11 protein-coding genes and 1 pseudogene are annotated in these 15125 nt (G+C 76.1%); 5 read left to right on the forward strand and 7 right to left on the reverse strand.

Annotated features, from left to right (window positions below; all coding sequences use genetic code 11):
- Positions 1 to 18: 18 nt before the first annotated feature.
- Together AMOR_RS08155 and AMOR_RS08160 are read right to left on the reverse strand one after the other, a co-directional pair.
- Positions 19 to 1281 (reverse strand): MFS transporter, encoded by a 1263-nt coding sequence (locus tag AMOR_RS08155; RefSeq protein ID WP_248360311.1) that lies wholly within the window; start codon positions 1279 to 1281, stop codon positions 19 to 21.
- On the reverse strand, positions 1278 to 2786 hold the full coding sequence (locus tag AMOR_RS08160) for an MDR family MFS transporter (RefSeq protein ID WP_248360312.1): 1509 nt from the start codon (positions 2784 to 2786) through the stop codon (positions 1278 to 1280). Before AMOR_RS08160 ends, AMOR_RS08155 begins: the two co-directional genes overlap by 4 nt.
- 516 nt (positions 2787 to 3302) lie before the next feature.
- On the opposite strand from AMOR_RS08160, the gene AMOR_RS08165 reads away from it, so the two are divergent.
- The gene (locus AMOR_RS08165) at positions 3303 to 5369 is read left to right on the forward strand and encodes a hypothetical protein (RefSeq protein WP_248360313.1); all 2067 of its coding nucleotides are present in this window, start codon (positions 3303 to 3305) and stop codon (positions 5367 to 5369) included.
- A 12-nt stretch (positions 5370 to 5381) separates the two neighbouring features.
- On the opposite strand, the gene AMOR_RS08170 is transcribed toward AMOR_RS08165, so the two are convergent.
- Positions 5382 to 5672, reverse strand: coding sequence for a hypothetical protein (locus AMOR_RS08170; protein WP_248360314.1), 291 nt, complete (start codon positions 5670 to 5672; stop codon positions 5382 to 5384).
- A gap of 114 nt (positions 5673 to 5786) precedes the next feature.
- Between AMOR_RS08170 and AMOR_RS08175 the strand changes: the two genes are divergently transcribed.
- Entirely contained in the window at positions 5787 to 6053 is a 267-nt protein-coding gene (locus AMOR_RS08175; protein WP_248360315.1) for a hypothetical protein, read from the forward strand.
- A gap of 15 nt (positions 6054 to 6068) precedes the next feature.
- Here the strand turns inward: AMOR_RS08175 and AMOR_RS08180 are convergent, their stop codons facing one another.
- From AMOR_RS08180 to treZ, 3 genes are all read right to left on the reverse strand, one after another.
- Entirely contained in the window at positions 6069 to 7361 is a 1293-nt protein-coding gene (locus AMOR_RS08180) for a flavin monoamine oxidase family protein (RefSeq protein WP_248360316.1), read from the reverse strand.
- 72 nt (positions 7362 to 7433) lie between these two features.
- Positions 7434 to 9452 (reverse strand): amylo-alpha-1,6-glucosidase, encoded by a 2019-nt coding sequence (locus AMOR_RS08185; protein ID WP_318653859.1) that lies wholly within the window; start codon positions 9450 to 9452, stop codon positions 7434 to 7436.
- A 7-nt stretch (positions 9453 to 9459) separates the two neighbouring features.
- A complete protein-coding gene (gene treZ / locus AMOR_RS08190) occupies positions 9460 to 11361 on the reverse strand; it encodes a malto-oligosyltrehalose trehalohydrolase (RefSeq protein ID WP_248360318.1) in 1902 nt (633 codons plus the stop codon).
- Positions 11362 to 11434: 73 nt separating this feature from the next.
- On the opposite strand from treZ, the gene AMOR_RS08195 reads away from it, so the two are divergent.
- Entirely contained in the window at positions 11435 to 12505 is a 1071-nt protein-coding gene (locus AMOR_RS08195; protein WP_248360319.1) for a hypothetical protein, read from the forward strand.
- Positions 12506 to 12623: 118 nt separating this feature from the next.
- Positions 12624 to 13679, forward strand: coding sequence for an NADH:flavin oxidoreductase/NADH oxidase (locus AMOR_RS08200; RefSeq protein ID WP_248360320.1), 1056 nt, complete (start codon positions 12624 to 12626; stop codon positions 13677 to 13679).
- Positions 13680 to 13710: 31 nt separating this feature from the next.
- On the opposite strand, the gene AMOR_RS08205 is transcribed toward AMOR_RS08200, so the two are convergent.
- Positions 13711 to 14256, reverse strand: coding sequence for a CPBP family intramembrane glutamic endopeptidase (locus AMOR_RS08205; RefSeq protein WP_248360321.1), 546 nt, complete (start codon positions 14254 to 14256; stop codon positions 13711 to 13713).
- Positions 14257 to 14595: 339 nt separating this feature from the next.
- Here AMOR_RS08205 and AMOR_RS29790 point away from each other — a divergent pair.
- Positions 14596 to 15057 (forward strand): annotated as a pseudogene (locus AMOR_RS29790) (histidine kinase dimerization/phospho-acceptor domain-containing protein); the annotation flags it as partial.
- Positions 15058 to 15125: the final 68 nt, after the last annotated feature.

The raw sequence follows: 15125 nt of genomic DNA on the forward strand, positions 1-15125 counted from the left end.
GCGCGCCGCTCCCGACGATCACGCGCGCTCGCGCGCCGCCTCCTCCGGCGGGCGGATCGCGCGGAAGCGGCGCCACAGCACCAGGTCGTAGACGATCTTGAGACCGCCCGAGACGAGGAAAGGGACGCCGGCGAGCGCCGGGCTCGCGTACAGCGGCCCGGCGGCGAGCGGCGCGAGGGCCGCGCCCACGGTCCGCGCGATGCCGGTCACGCCCGCCGCGGCGCTCCGCTCGTCGGGCTCGACGACCGCCACCGTGTAGGACTGCCGGGTCGGCACGTCCATCTGCGAGATCGAGAAGCGCAGGAAGAGCACCGCGACCGCGAGGGGCAGCGTGGGCATGAAGGGCACGAGCGCGAGGAGCACGTTCGACGGGAGGTGCGTCGCGACCATCGTGTTCACGAGCCCGATGCGCCGCGCGATCCAGGCGGCGGAGAGCGCGGAGAGCCCGGCGAGCACGTTGGCGCCGAAGAAGATCGCTCCGAGCCCCGCCTCGGCGACGCCGAACCTCCGGTGGAGCCAGTACGCGACGAAGCTCTGGACCACGAACCCGCCGGCGAACGCGTCGACGGAGAAGAGCGCGGACAGCTCGAGCACGGTGCGGCGCGAGCGGTGCAGCCCGAGGAACGACCGGCGGGGCGTCGCCGCGACGGCGGGCGGACGGGCGATCTCCACCGCCGGCGAGAGGCGCAGGAAGATCGCCGCGAGGCCGAGCCCGACCGCGCCGTAGCCCGCGGACACCGCCCGGTAGCTCGCGAGCGGTGCGAGGCCGGCGTGCTGCAGCCCCTCGGAGAGCGCCCCGCCGGCGAGCGACCCGACCGCCGTCGCGAGCGCACCGGTGAGCTGGTACCAGGCGAACGCCGACGTGCGCCGCTCCGCCGGCAGCTCCTGGGCGAGCGCCGCCTGCTCGATCGCCAGGAACGGGCCGACCTCGTTGCCGGACGGGCTCATGACGCCGATCGTCGCCGCGAGGAGGAGGAGCGGGAACGAGGTCGTCGTCGAGAAGACCGCGGCCGCGAGGACCATGAGGAGCGCGCCGGCGACCAGCGTCCGGCGCCGACCGGCGCGATCGGCGCGCGTCGTGAGCCAGAGGGAGATCGCCGTGTCGCCGAGGAGCGTCAGGGTGAGGAGCACCCCGATCTCCGCCTCGCCGAGCCCCGCCGCGGAGAGGTGGAGGACCAGGACGACCGACAGGAGCCCGTACGCGAAGAGGCGCGCCGCGCGCGTCGCGAACAGGACGGGGACGTCGCGGCGCCCGCGCCCCGGGGTCGCGGGCGCGGTCACCGGACCCGCTCCGTGCGGCGCGCGCGCACGTCCGCGGCCGGAGGCGGATCCGTCACGGCGGCGGTGCCCGGACGCGCCGCCTGCGGCGCGACCGGCACGTGCGGGAAGACGATCGAGGCGCCGAGCGCGGCGAGCGCGATCGCGGCCACGGTCCAGAAGATGCGCGCCATGGCGGCCTGCAGCGCGCCCGCCAGCGCCGCGACGGCGGCCGGGTCGAGCGCGCTGCGCTCGGGCGAGAGCATCCGCTGGACGAGGTCGCGGCTCGCGCCTCCCGCCGAGAGCGCGTGCGCGAGCACGCCGCCGAGGATGCCGACCGCGAGCGTGCCGCCGATGGTCCGGAAGAACAGCGTGGACGCGGTTGCGACGCCGCGCCGGTTCCAGGCCACCGCGGACTGCACCGAGATGAGGAGCGGGGTGTTCGCGCACCCGAGGCCGACGCCGTAGAGGAAGGTGAGCGCCTGGGGCAGCGCGAGCGGCACGCCGGGGCGCAGCAGCAGCGCGATGAGGACGCCGGCCGTCGCGGAGACGGCGAGCCCGCTCCGGATGAGCGGCCGGAACCCGGCGCGGGGGATGAGCCGGCCGGAGATGGCGCTCGCGAGAGGCCAGCCGATCGCCATCGGCGCGATGGCCGCGCCGGCGGCGGTCGGCGACGCGCCGAGGACGCTCTGCACCCAGAGCGGGACGTAGGTCACCATGGCGATCATCGCGGCGCCGACGAGCGCGCCGGTGATCGACGCGACGGCGATGATCCGATCGTGGAAGAGATCGAGCGGCACGAGCGGCTCGACCGCGCGCCGCTCGACGGCGACGAACGCCGCGAGGCCGGCCAGCGCGGCGGGCCCCGCGATCGCGCCGGCGGACGGGGAGCGCGCCGCGAGGAGCGCGGCGACGACCGTGCCCGACAGCAGGAGCGCGCCGGCCACGTCGAGGCGGTGCGGGTGGTGCTCCGGCCGCTCGTGGTACGCGATGGCCAGCACCGCGGCGCACCCCAGGCCGAACGGCACGTTGACCCAGAAGACCCACCGCCAGGACAGGTAGTGGACGATGGCGCCGCCGAGGAGCGGCCCGACCAGGCCCGCCACGCCCCAGACCGCGCCAAAGAGCCCCTGCATCCGGCCGCGCTCGCGCAGGTCGAAGAGGTCGGCGACGATCGTGAGCGTCACCGGCTGGATCGCGCCGGCGCCGAGCCCCTGCAGCGCGCGGAACGCGATGAGCGCGCCCATGCTCCGCGCGAACCCGCACGCGGCGGACCCGGTGAGGAACAGGGCGATCCCCGCCAGCATCACGGGCTTGCGGCCCTTCAGGTCCGCCAGCTTGCCGTGGATGGGCACCGTCACCGTCGCGGTGAGCATGTACGCGGCGAAGGCCCACGCGTAGAGCGGCAGTCCGCCGAGCTCCCCGACCACGGTGGGCATGGCGGTCGAGACGACCGTCATCTCCATGGCGGCGAGGAACAGGCCGAGGAGGAGGGAGACGACCGTCAGCGGCCTGTTCGTCTGGCGCATGAGGCCCGGAGGGTTAACGGGCCGAGGCGTTGGCGTCAATGAGCGAGACCGTCAGGACCTGCGACGCCAGCGGTCCCATCCCGTGCCCGTGCCCGTGCCCGTGAACGTGCCCGGGTCTCTCCGTGCCCGTTACCCGCGTCCCGTGGCCCGTGGACCCTGGCCCGTTCCCGTATCCGTCAGGGGTCGAGGTCGGGATCGCGGTCGAGGTCACGCAAGAAAGTCCTCCCTCTCCCCCCGCGCTCTAGCCTGCTGCCGCTGCCGCGCGGGGAGAGGGCCGGGGTGAGGGGGGCCGCCGGTCGCGGTCGAGGTCACGCAAGAAAGTCCTCCCTCTCCCCCCGCGCTCTAGCCTGCTGTCGCTGCCGCGCGGGGGGAGAGGGCCGGGGTGAGGGGGGCCGCCGGTCGCGGTCGGGCCACACGGGCCACGGGCCACGGGAACCGGGAGGCGGGCACGGGGTCGGTCACGGCTACGGTCACGGTCACGGGTGACGGACCCCCGATCCCGGCTACAGTCCCCCCATGCTCGCGCCCGTCCTCGCGCTCGCCCTCTCCGCCGCGCCCGCCCCCGCCCCCTCTCCTCCCCCCTCCCTCGCGGCCGGCGCCCGCCGCTGCGCCTCCGCGCTCGTCTCGCGCCACGGCGAGCCGGAGCGCGCTCGCGCCGAGCGGGGCGCCGCCCAGGCGGCGAGCCTCTGGCGCGCCTCCGACGGCGACGCGAGGGCGTTCGAGGCGTTCTGCCTCGCGCAGTTCCAGCCGCGCGGGCCGCGGCTCGACGCGATCCTCGGACGCTTCGAGGCCGCGCTCGAGGCGCTCGACGGGCACGGCGTGGAGATCGGGCGCGAGCTGTCCCGGTTCGCGCAGCTCGACGTCGGACCGCTCGAGCCGGTCGACGCGCTGCTCGCGGCGTACGACCCCGGGGCGCACGTCGTGGACGACCTCTTCGACGGCAAGCTCGCGTTCGTCGCGCTCCTGAACTTCCCGCTCACCACGCTCGACGAGCGCCTCGCGCAGGGCCCCACGTGGTCGCGGCGCGAGTGGGCGGAGGTCCGGCTCGCGAGCCGGTTCGCGCGGCGGGTGCCCGCCGAGGTGAACCGGCGGATCGCCGAGGCGGCGGCGGACGCGGACCTGTACGTGTCGCGCTACGACGTGTACGCGCACCACGTGCTGGGGGAGGACGGCGCGCGGCTGTTCCCGAAGGGGAAGCGACTCCTCGCGCACTGGAACCTGCGCGACGAGCTCAAGGCGCAGTACGGGCAGGAGGGCGGCCTCGCGCGCCAGCGGGCGCTCGCGAAGGTGCTGGAGCGCATCGTCACCCAGACGATCCCCGCGGCCGTGATCGACGATCCGGCGGTGGACTGGAACCCGTTCACGAACGAGGTCCGGCCGGCCCCGCCGGAGACGATCGAGGGTGGCGCGCGGCCGCCCGCCAAGGTGGAAGCGTCCCGCGAGCCCGACGCGCGGTACGCGAAGATCCTCGCCAACTTCCGCGCCGCCCGCGCGGCGGACCCGTGGTCCCCGACGGCGCCGACGCTCGTCGCGCGCAAGTTCGACCTCGAGCGCGAGATCCCCGAGGCCCGCGTCGTCGCGCTCCTCGAGGAGGTGCTCGGCGCGCCGGAGATCCGCGAGACCGCGGCGCGGATCGCGGCGCGCCTCGGGCGGCCGCTCGAGCCGCTCGACCTCTGGTACTCGGGATTCCGGCCCGCGCCGGCGCGCCCGGAGCCGGAGCTCGACGCGCTCACGCGCGCGCGGTTCCCGACGCCCGACGCGTTCGCGCGGGCGCTCCCGGAGACGCTCCGCCGGCTCGGGTTCGCGCCCGACAGGGCGGCGTGGCTCGCCGAGCGGATCGCGGTCGACCCCGCCCGCGGCTCGGGGCACGCGCTCGGCGCCGCGCGGCGCGGCGATCGCGCCCACCTCCGGACGCGCGTCGGCCCGGACGGGATGGACTGGAAGGGCTTCGACATCGCGATCCACGAGCTCGGCCACAACGTCGAGCAGACGTTCTCGCTCTACGGCGTGGACTCGACCCTGCTCGCCGGCGTGCCGAACACCGCCTTCACCGAGGCGATCGCGTTCGTGTTCCAGGCGCGGGGCCTCGACGTGCTCGGGTTGCCGCCCGCGGACCCCGGGTCCCGCCGGCTCGCGGCGCTGAACGATCTCTGGATGACGTACGAGATCGCGGGCGTCGCCCTCGTGGACCTCGGGATGTGGCGGTGGCTGTACGCGCACCCCCGCGCGGCGCCCGCGGAGCTCCGGGACGCGACGGTCCGGCTCGCCCGCGACGTGTGGAACCGCTGGTACGCGCCGGTGCTCGGCGCGCGCGACGTCCCGCTGCTCGCCGCCTACCAGCACATGGTGAACCGCGACCTCTACCTCCCGGATTACCCGCTCGGCCACCTCGTCGCCGCCCAGCTCGAGGCGCACCTCGCGACGGTCGCGCCGGACCGCCTCGGCGCCGAGATCGAGCGGATCACCACCTTCGGCGCGGTGACGCCCGATCTCTGGATGTCGCACGCGACCGGCGCGCCGGTCTCGGCACGGCCGCTCCTCGACGCGGCGCGACGGGCGCTGGACGGCGCCGCGGCGCGGTGACGGCGGCCCGCGTCAGGGGTGGCGGGCGCAGCTCGCGGCGAGCTCCCGCTCGACGTAGGCGTGCGCCTCCTCGGCCGGCCCGATGAAGTAGCGCGCCGCGCCCGGCGCGTCGTCGTACACGAAGGCGCAGCGCCAGAGCACGAAGGTCGTCTCCCACTCGCCCCAGTCGACGTCGCAGACGTCGCAGACGTCGCCGGCGAGCGCGAGGACGAGCCGTCCGGTCGACGCGTCGCGGCACGGACGCGCGCCGCGCATCTCGGCCCAGCGACGGAGCTCCACGACGTCGTCGATCGTCCGCATCATGCCTGCCTCCGCACGGCTGCCCCGGCGTGGGGCAGGAGGTGCATAGGGACCGCGGCGCGGCGGATCAAGCGCGCACGGGGGGCGGTTCGGCGCGGGCGTGCGCATCGTCGCGGCATGGCGAACGAACGGACGGACCCGGCGGCGGCCGACGCGGCGCGCCAGGCGGCGGAGCGGGGGAAGACGGGCGGCGCGAGCGTGCCCGCCGGAGGAGCGAGGGGGCCAGGCGACGTGCGGGGGCCGGGGGTCCCGGAGCAGGCGCCGGACCGCGCGGCGGCGCGGCCGGGCGACCGCGTGCCGGAGCCCGAGCCGGAGGAGGCGCCGGAGCTGCTCGGCGAGCAGTCGGACTACCCCGCTCCGCGCGGAGACGCGGACGAGACGTAGCGACGTGGCCGCGGATCACGGCGTCGCGAGAACCTCGCGCGCGGCCCGCGCGCCCGAGCGGAGGGCGCCGTCGACGGTGCCTGCGAGCCCGGCGTCTGTCGCCTCGCCGGCGAAGAAGAGCGTCCCCGCGACCGGCCGCGCGAGCGTCGACAGCGCGTCCGCGGCGCCGGCCGGGAACACCGCGTAGCCGCCGCGCGCCAGCGGGTCCCGCGACCAGTCGACGACCGTCGCCCCGTCGACCCGCGCCTCGAGCGCGGCAGGGGTGAGCCGGAACGCGGGCGCGAGGCCGCGGAGCGCGGCCGCGACGACGCCGGCGGGATCGCGGCGCCCGAGCCGGACGGCGGCGGGACCGCCCGCCCAGCCGACGAGGAGCGGCGCCCGGATCGGAGCGATCGTCCAGAAGACCGGGACCGGGGCGCGCGGGAGGTGGAGGAACACGAGATCGCGGGGTCCGCGATCCTCCCACGGAGGGGCGCGGAACCGCAGCACGACCTTCACCACGGGGCCCATCTCGAGGGCGCGCGCCGCGCGGGCGGCCTCCGGGATCGCGGGGACGAACGAGACGGTCCCGGCGCGCAGCACCCCCACCGGCAGCGTCACGATCGCCCGGGCCGCCCGGAGCGGCGGGAGGCGTCCCCCGGCGGGGCCGCGCGCCCTCACCTCCACCTCGCCCGGACGCCACCGGATCTCCTCCACGGCGGCGCCGAGCCTGAGCGCTCCACCGCGGGAGACGCGCGAGACGAGCGGAGCGAGCAGCGCCGCCCAGCCGCCGTCGGCGCGGTACATCGCCTCGCTGCCCACGGCCGCCATCGCCCGCTGCATCCGGGCGATCGCGGCGCTCGACGCGTCGCGCGGATCGGCGAGATAGAAACCCTCCGTGAACTCCCGGGCGAGCTCGACCGCCTCGGGGGACGCCTCGCCCCGCCGCCGCGCGCGCGCGAGGACCCGGCCGACGGGCGGGTCGCCCCGCGCGCGCCGGGACAGGAGCGCCTCGCCCGCCTCGAACGCCCCGGCGGCGTCGACGAGCCGCTCCCCCCGGAGCACGCGGCGACGGTCCGGGATCCGCCGGAGCCGGACGCCGGCGGAGCGCGCGAGCGCGATCACCTCGGGCGGACGCCCGTGCACGAACTCGGCGCCGCGCTCGATCGGGACGCCGAGGAGCGGGTCGATGGCGGTGTCGACGCGCCCGCCGGCGCGATCGCGCGCCTCGAGGACGAGGACGTCGACGCCGGAGGCGCGGAGCGCGCTCGCGGCGGAGAGGCCGGCGGCGCCGGCGCCGATGACGATGACGTCCGCGTCGTGAGCCAAGGCGATGCCCTCCATCGTGGGGCGGGCACGGGCACGGGTGAGGCTACGGGTATGCGTCGCCCTCCCCGACCCTCACGGCTCCGCCGTCTCGAGGAGGACCCGCAGGACCTCCGCCACCCCCCACGCCTGCGCCACGCACCCTCTCGGCGTGAACGGGGGCTCGGCGTCGAACACCTCCGAGATCTGCCCGATGCACGCGTGACCGAGCTCCGCGACGAGCCCGTCGAGGAGCGCGCGCGCGGTCTTCCCGTCATCCGGGTGGAGCTTCCGCCAGGCGTCGACGTACGGGCCGATGAGCCAGCTCCACACGGTGCCCTGGTGATACGCGGCGTCGCGGGTCCGGAGATCGCCGTGGTAGCTCGCCTTGTAGTCGGGGTGATCGCGGGAGAGGGACCGGAGCCCGACGGGCGTGAGGAGGCGCGCGCGGACCGTCTCGACGACCGGCTCCCAGCGGCTGCGGTCGAGGACCGGGTGCCCGAGGGAGATCGCGAAGATCTGGTTCGGGCGGCACGCCGCGTCGTCCTTGCCGTCCTCGCCGTCCACGACGTCATAGAGGTAGCCGCCGTCCGCGTACCAGAACCGCCGGTTGAACGAGGTCCGCGCCCGCTCCGCCGCCTCCGAGATCGGGCGCGCGGCGTCGCGGCCGCGCTCCTCCTCGAGCCAGGCCTCGAGGATCCGCAGCGCGTGGTACCAGAGCGCGTTGATCTCCACCGCCTTCCCGCGCCGCGGCGTAACCACCCACCCGTCCACCTTCGCGTCCATCCAGGTGAGCTGGTAGCCCTGCTCGCCCTGCCGGAGGAGGCCGTCCTTCGGGTCGACGCCGATCCCGAAGCGCGTCCCGCGGAGGTGATGCCGGACGACGTCCTCCATCACCGGCAGCAGGCGCCGGAGCGTGTCGCGATCGCCGGTCGTCGCCACGTAGCGGTCGACCGCGTGGAACATCCAGAGCGTCGCGTCGGCGGTGTGGTAGAGCCCCTCGGCGTCACCCTCCGGGAAGAGGTTCGGGATGAGGCCGTCGCGCACGTGGCGCGCGAACGCGCGGAGGATCGCGCCCGCCTCGCGCGCCTGCCCCGTCGCGAGCGTGAGCCCCTCGAGCGAGATCATCGTGTCCCGGCCCCAGTCGGTGAACCAGTGGTAGCCGGCGATGATCGTCCGCGGCTGGTCGCCCTCCGCGCGCGCGTGCGTCGCCTCCTGGACCCGTCCCGCCGGCTCGATGACGAACGCGTCCGCCGCGAGCACCAGCTCCGCGGCGGGGCCCTTCCGCGCGACGTCCGGCGCCCGCAGGAGGAGGCCCTCGCGCCGCGCCCGCTCGGCGCGGAGGGCGTCGTCGGACGGCATCGCGAGCGCCGTCTCCCACGGCTCCGTGGACGCGACGAGCGTCACGGGCGCGCCGCGGTCGAGATCGACGCGGAAGAACCCGGGGCTGTGGAGATCTCCCTGCTGGTCGTAGCCGCGGCTCGCCTCGACCCGGTAGACGACCTCCGCGAGCCGATCCTCCTCGAAGGTGAACGCGGCGCGGCGGCCGCGCAGGAGGAGCCGCAGCGGCGGGAAGCGGGGATCGTCGCTCGTGATCTCGTACCGGCCCTCCGCGGCCAGGACGCGGAACTTCTGGAGCGGCCCGGAGACCGGCGCGTCGTGCGGCCGGAAGTGGACGCCGGGCCGGAGGTTCAGCCGGACCGGGCCCTCGCCGTCGAGGAGCCGGTACGCGAGGTGGACGGTGTTCTGGCCGTGCGTGAGGACGAGCCGCTTCTCGATGACCGCTCCGTCGACGTCGAAGATCCACACCGGCAGCCCGAGCTCGAGCCGGAACTCCTGGAGGTGCTCGGCGCCGTGGAGCGCGAGGCCCACGGCGCTCTCCTCCGCGCCGAGCCGGACCGCGCGGCGGGACGGGAGGCGCACGCGGTCCGAGAGGTGCGACAGCATCACGGTGCGACCGAGGCCGGGCAGCGACGCGACCAGCAGCCCGTGGTAGCGGCGCGTGCACACCCCCGCGACGGTGCCCGTCGCGTAGCCGCCGAGCCCGTTCGCGACCAGCCACTCGCGCTCGAGGAGCGCGTCGGCGCCGTCCTCCGGACGCCACCCGATCCGCACCGGCCCCTCAGCCAAGGTCGGCCCCCGGCGCCGGCGCGAGGAGGAGCGCGGAGTGGCCCGGCACCCGGAACCGCGTCTCGTCCAGCGCCGGCGTGCCCGAGCCGCCGTAGCGCGGATCCTCGCTCGAGAAGACGAGCCTCCACGCCCCGTCCTCGGGGGGCGCGAGCAGCGGCTCCGCGGCGCCGGCGAGCTCGACGCCCGCGCCGAGGTTCACGACGAGGAGCCGGTCGCGGCCGCGCGGGGAGGAGAACCGGAGGCAGAACGCCTCGGCGGCGAGCACCGCGCCGTCGAGCCCATCGGCCCCCTGCGCGCGCAGCACCGGGTCGCTGCGCCGGAGGTCGAGGAGGTCGCGATGGAGCGCGACCGGCTCGCGGTGCGCGGATCGCTCGGTGGCCTCGAGCCGGCAGCGCTCGAACGTCGCGCGCGCGCCCGGGTCGGGGACGCGGTCGCGCATGTCGGGGCCGTCGATCCCCTGGAACTGGCGGAGGAACGCGGCGCGGCCCTCGCGCACGCCGTGCGCGAGCTCGCCCGCCTGATCGGCGAAGTAGAGGAACGGGCGGCTGGAGGCGTGCTCCTCGCCCTGGAACAGCAGCGGCGTCCACGGCCCGAGGAGCAGCAGCGTGGTGAGCGCCCGCCATCGGCCGGGATCCGTCCGCTCGTGCAGCCGCTCGCCGCGCGCCGAGTTCGCCACCTGGTCGTGGTTCTCGAGGTAGGCGACGAACGCGCGCGGCGGGATCCCGCGCGTCGGCCGGCCGCGCCGCTTGCCCTGCCACCGGTAGTGCTGACCCTGGAAGAGGTAGCCGTGCTTCGCCGCGGAGATGAGCTCCTGCGGCGTCCCGGCGTGGTCGGCGTAGTACGCCTCGCGCCGCCCGGTCGCCGCGACCACCGCCGAATGGTGGAAGTCGTCGTTCCAGGCGAGGTCGAGCCCGCGACCGCCCGCCTCGCGGGGCCGGACGAGGCGCGCGTCCTGCGGCTCGTTCTCGGCGACGAGGAGGATCCGCCGCGGACCCGCCGCGTCGCGGGCGCGCGCCGCGATCACCGACAGGATGTGCTCGTCCGACGCGTCGAACAGGCTCTGCGTCGCGTCGAGCCTGAGCCCGTCGAGGTGGAACTCCGAGATCCAGTACGCGGCGTTGTCGGCGACGAATGCGCGGGCCGGGCCGGCGTCCTCGCCGTCGAAGTTGAGGGGGTCGCCCCACTCGCCGGCGTAGCGCTTGGTGAAGTAGGCCGGGGAGTAGCGTGCGAGGTAGCAGCCATCCGGGCCGAAGTGGTTGTAGACGACGTCGAGGAGGACGCCGAGCCCGACGGCGTGCGCGCGATCGACGAAGCGCCGGAGGTCGTCCGGCGAGCCGTAGAGGTGGGAGGGCGCGTACGGATCCACGCCGTCGTAGCCCCACCCGAACGCGCCCGAGAACTCGGCGACGGGCATCACCTCGACCGCGGTGATCCCGAGGCGTGCGAGCGCGAGCAGCTCGCGCGAGGCCGCCTCGAAGGTCCCCTCGGGGGTGAAGGTCCCGACGTGGAGCTCGTAGAGCACCTGGCCCTCGGGCGCGAGCCCCTTCCACTCCGCATCCGTCCACCGGAACGCATTGGGATCGACGACCTCGGACGCTCCGTGCGGCCCCTCCGGCTGGCGCCGCGACGCGGGATCCGGGAGCGCGTCGCCGCCGTCGAGCCGGTACCGGTAGCGAGCGCCCGCCGCGAGGCCGCGGACGAGCCCCGAGAACCACCCGCCCGGCTCCGGAGCGAGGGCGTACAGCCCCGGCGCGCCGCTCTCCACGATCACCTCGAGGCGCGCACAGGCCGGCGCCCACACCCGGAAGTGCACGCCGTCCGGCAAGACCTCGGCCCCCGCCGCCAGCCGCCGGGGTGGCGTCCCTCCGCTCCTCGCCCGCATCTCCGGCCTCACGCCGAAAAGCGTAGCCACGGTGCCGGCCGCCTGCGCTCATGCCTAGGCTGACGGACGAACCGGAGGACCACACATGGCTTCTTTCCGACTTCGTCGCGAGCGGAGGTCACGGGCCCGCGCCATCGTCGCGGTGTCCGCGGGCGGCATCGCGGCCGGCGCCGCGCTCTTCTACTTCCTCGATCCCCGCCGCGGCGGGGAGCGACGGGCTCGCGCCTCGCAGGCGCTCCGGGGGGCTCCGGGTCGCGTCGAGGCGACCGCCCGCGACCTCGGCGAGCGGGCGGGGCGCACGCTCCGCGACACCCGAGGGAAGGTGGAGCGCGGCGTACAGGAGGCGACCGAGCGCGCCCGGGGCGCGGCCGACGAGGTGCGCGAGACCGCGGCGCAGGGCCGGGAGGCGCTCGCCCGCCGCGGCGTGACGAACGACCAGGCGCTGCAGGGAGCCGCGGGCGGCGTGCTCCTCGCGCGCGCCATCTTCGGCGGCGGGCTCCTGCGGATCCCGGCGGGGATCGCCGGCATCTCCGTCCTGGCGCGGCTCGCGTCCCGCTCCGACTCGCTGCACCGGGGCGTCCAGCGCACCCGCGACGTCGCGCGGAGCGCGGCGGACCGGCTCCGTGAGCAGATCGAGGGCGCCGAGGGGCACGAGCGGCAGCACGGCGGCGGAGGGTCCGGGCGGCAGCGGGGCGGCGCCCGGCGTCAGCCGGAGGTGCGCGAGGCGAAGAGCCCGTCCGAGCTCGAGCCCGGCGTCGCGTCCGGCCACCCCGAGCCGACGTACCGCGACCGCGCCGACCGCAGCGGTCCGCACATGGGCCGCGGGCGCGGCGACGGCGGCGGCCCGCGCGGTGGTGGTTACGACGCGGCGGCGGACGTCGGCGAGGACGGCGGGTTCCTCGCGCCGGGGACGGACGACGTGACGCCGGCGAGCGAGTTCGACGCGCCCGAGCCGGGCGCGAGCGTGCGCGAGGGCGAGCTCGGCTCCATGCGGCCGCCGGACGAGGAGGAGGAGTCCGCCCCGCGGATCATCGCGCCGGACGAGGCCGGCGCGAACCCGTCGGCGCGGATCCTCGGCCCGGACGAGCGGCCCGTCGGGAGCGGGGCGGCCGAGGCGGACGCCGCGCGGCGGGACCCGACGAGCGACGGCGGGTAGGACGCGCCCCGGGCGCGGCACTCCGACCTCCAGGCGGGTGCCATCCCGTGCGGGGCTCCGTGGCGCCCTGCTCTTCACCCTTGCGCCCGGTCCGGCGCGGCGCTTCCATGCGCGCACCATGAACCTGTTCTCTCCGCTGCCGCTCCGCTCCGTCGCGCTCCGGAACCGGATCGCGGTCTCCCCGATGTGCCAGTACTCCGCGACCGAGGGCCGCGCGAACGACTGGCACCTCGTGCACCTCGGGGCGCGCGCGGTCGGCGGCGCGGCGCTCGTCCTGGCCGAGGCGACGGCGGTCGAGCCGCGGGGCCGGATCTCGGCCGCAGACCTGGGGCTCTGGGAGGACGGGCAGATCGAGCCGCTCGCGCGGATCGTGCGGTTCGTCGAGGCGCAGGGCGCGGCGGCGGGGGTCCAGCTCGCGCACGCCGGCCGCAAGGCGTCGGTGCACGCGCCGTGGGAAGGCGGCGGGCCGCTCGCGCCGCGTGAGGGAGCGTGGACGACCGTCGCGCCGAGCGCGGTCGCCTTCGACGGCTTGCCGCCGCCGACGGCGCTCGACGACGCCGGGATCCGGGGCGTCGTCGACGCGTTCGCCGCCGCGACCCGCCGGGCGCGCGCCGCCGGGTTCCGCGTCGTGGAGGTGCACGCGGCGCACGGCTACCTGCTGCACCAGTTCCTGTCGCCCCTCTCGAACCAGCGGAGCGACGCGTACGGCGGCGGCCTCGAGAATCGGATGCGCCTGGTGCGCGAGGTGGTCTCCGCGGTCCGCGCCGAGTGGCCCGAGTCGCTGCCGGTCCTGGTCCGGATCAGCGCGACGGACTGGGTCGAGGGCGGCTGGACGATCGAGGAGTCGGTGGAGCTCGCGCGCACGCTCCACCCGCTCGGCGTCGATCTCGTCGACGTCTCCTCCGGGGGGCTCGTCGCGACCGCACGGATGCCGGTCGGCCCGGGCTACCAGACCGGCTTCGCCGAGCGCATCCGGCGCGAGGCCGGGATCGCCACCGGCGCGGTGGGAATGATCCTCTCGCCGGAGCAGGCGGATCACGTGATCCGCACCGGCCAGGCGGATCTCGTCCTGCTCGCGCGGGAGCTGCTGCGCGATCCGTACTTCGCGCTGCGCGCCGCGAAGGCCCTCGGGCACGACGTGCCGTGGCCGAATCAGTACGGGCGGGCGAAGTAGGACACGCGCCCCGCGGTTCGAGGCCCTCCGGCTAGCCTGCCGCCCTCTGCACGAACGCGACGAGGTTCCCCGCCGCGTGCATCGCGAACGGCAGGAGCACCGACCCGGTCCGCACCCGCGCCAGCGCCAGCACGACGCCGTCCAGGAACAGCAGCCCGAGCTCCGGGAGCCCGTACTGGACGTGCACCGCCGAGAACAGGGCCGCCGTCGCGAGCACGGTCGCGGCGGTCCCGAGCCGGGGTTGCAGGCGCGAGACGAGCGCCCCCCGGAACACGAGCTCCTCCAGAGCGGGCGCCGCGAGCACCATCCCCACGGCGATGGCGGCGAGGAGCGCCGCGCCGCGACCCACCCAGGGCGCCGGCGCGGCGACGCCGAGCGCGCGCGCCGCCACCTCCACGGCGGCGACCCACGCCGCCCAGAACAGGAGCCAGCCGAGCGCCGCGCGGGCGGACGGCGGCCGCAGCGCGAAGAGCGTGCGCACGTCCGCGCCGCGCACGTGCGCGACGGCGAACGCGACCGCGATGGCAGCGACGGGGAGCGCGGTGCGGAGGAGGAGCACGCGGAGGATCGAATCCACGCGAGCACTCTAGCGCGGCGCGCCAGGACCCGAACCCGAAGTGCGTTCACGGGCACGGGTTCCGGCACGCGGGCTGCTGCGAGGTCCCACCGGTGACCGAGCCGCCCGGCTCTCCCCCGGCGCCATACCGATCCGGGTCGAAGACCCGACCGGCTCTCCGCAGCACGTTCGCATCGGCCGCACGTCGGCGGGGGTCGATCCATGCTCGCAGCGCTCCGGGACTACTTCTCGACGTCCGACTTCATGCCCCACGGGCACTGCTATCTCTGGAAGCCGCCGCTCGTCGCCCTGCACGTCACGAGCGACGCGCTCATCGGGACGGCCTACGTCGTCATCGCGATGACGCTCTGGGGGCTCGTCCGCCGGATCCGCCTCCCGTTCTCGCCGATGATCCTCGCGTTCGGCATCTTCATCGGCGCCTGCGGCCTCACCCACTACATGGAGATCTGGACCCTCTGGGACGCGCAGTACTGGATCTCGGGCGCGGTGAAGGCGGTGACGGCGATCGCGTCGGTGGCGACGGGCGCGTACCTAGTCCGGCTCCGGCCGGCGGTCGTCGCCGTGTCGCGGAGCGCGCAGCTCTCGGAGGAGCGGCGCGTCGAGCTCGAGGTGAAGAACCGCGAGCTCGAGGCGCTGTACGCGCGCGTGAAGGATCTCGACGACGCGAAGACCCGGTTCTTCGCGAACGCGAGCCACGAGCTCCGGACCCCGCTCGCCCTCGTGCTGGGACCGGTCGAGAAGCTGCTCGCGGGGGAGCTCGGCGAGACAGCGCGCGCCGAGCTCACGGTCGTTCGCCGGAACGCCCGGCGGCTGCTCCGCCACGTGAACGACCTGCTCGACGTGGCGCGCCTCGAGGAGGGCCGGCTCCC

It is taken from the genome of Anaeromyxobacter oryzae (assembly GCF_023169945.1).
In the GTDB taxonomy this organism is placed as follows: domain Bacteria; phylum Myxococcota; class Myxococcia; order Myxococcales; family Anaeromyxobacteraceae; genus Anaeromyxobacter; species Anaeromyxobacter oryzae.

Bases quoted from the DNA above. Each gene is read 5' to 3' on its own strand.
- AMOR_RS08160 (WP_248360312.1), bottom strand. From the start codon at position 2,786: ATGCGCCAGACGAACAGGCCGCTGACGGTCGTCTCCCTCCTCCTCGGC.
- AMOR_RS08165 (WP_248360313.1), top strand. From the start codon at position 3,303: ATGCTCGCGCCCGTCCTCGCGCTCGCCCTCTCCGCCGCGCCCGCCCCC.
- AMOR_RS08170 (WP_248360314.1), bottom strand. From the start codon at position 5,672: ATGATGCGGACGATCGACGACGTCGTGGAGCTCCGTCGCTGGGCCGAG.
- AMOR_RS08175 (WP_248360315.1), top strand. From the start codon at position 5,787: ATGGCGAACGAACGGACGGACCCGGCGGCGGCCGACGCGGCGCGCCAG.
- AMOR_RS08195 (WP_248360319.1), top strand. From the start codon at position 11,435: ATGGCTTCTTTCCGACTTCGTCGCGAGCGGAGGTCACGGGCCCGCGCC.
- AMOR_RS08200 (WP_248360320.1), top strand. From the start codon at position 12,624: ATGAACCTGTTCTCTCCGCTGCCGCTCCGCTCCGTCGCGCTCCGGAAC.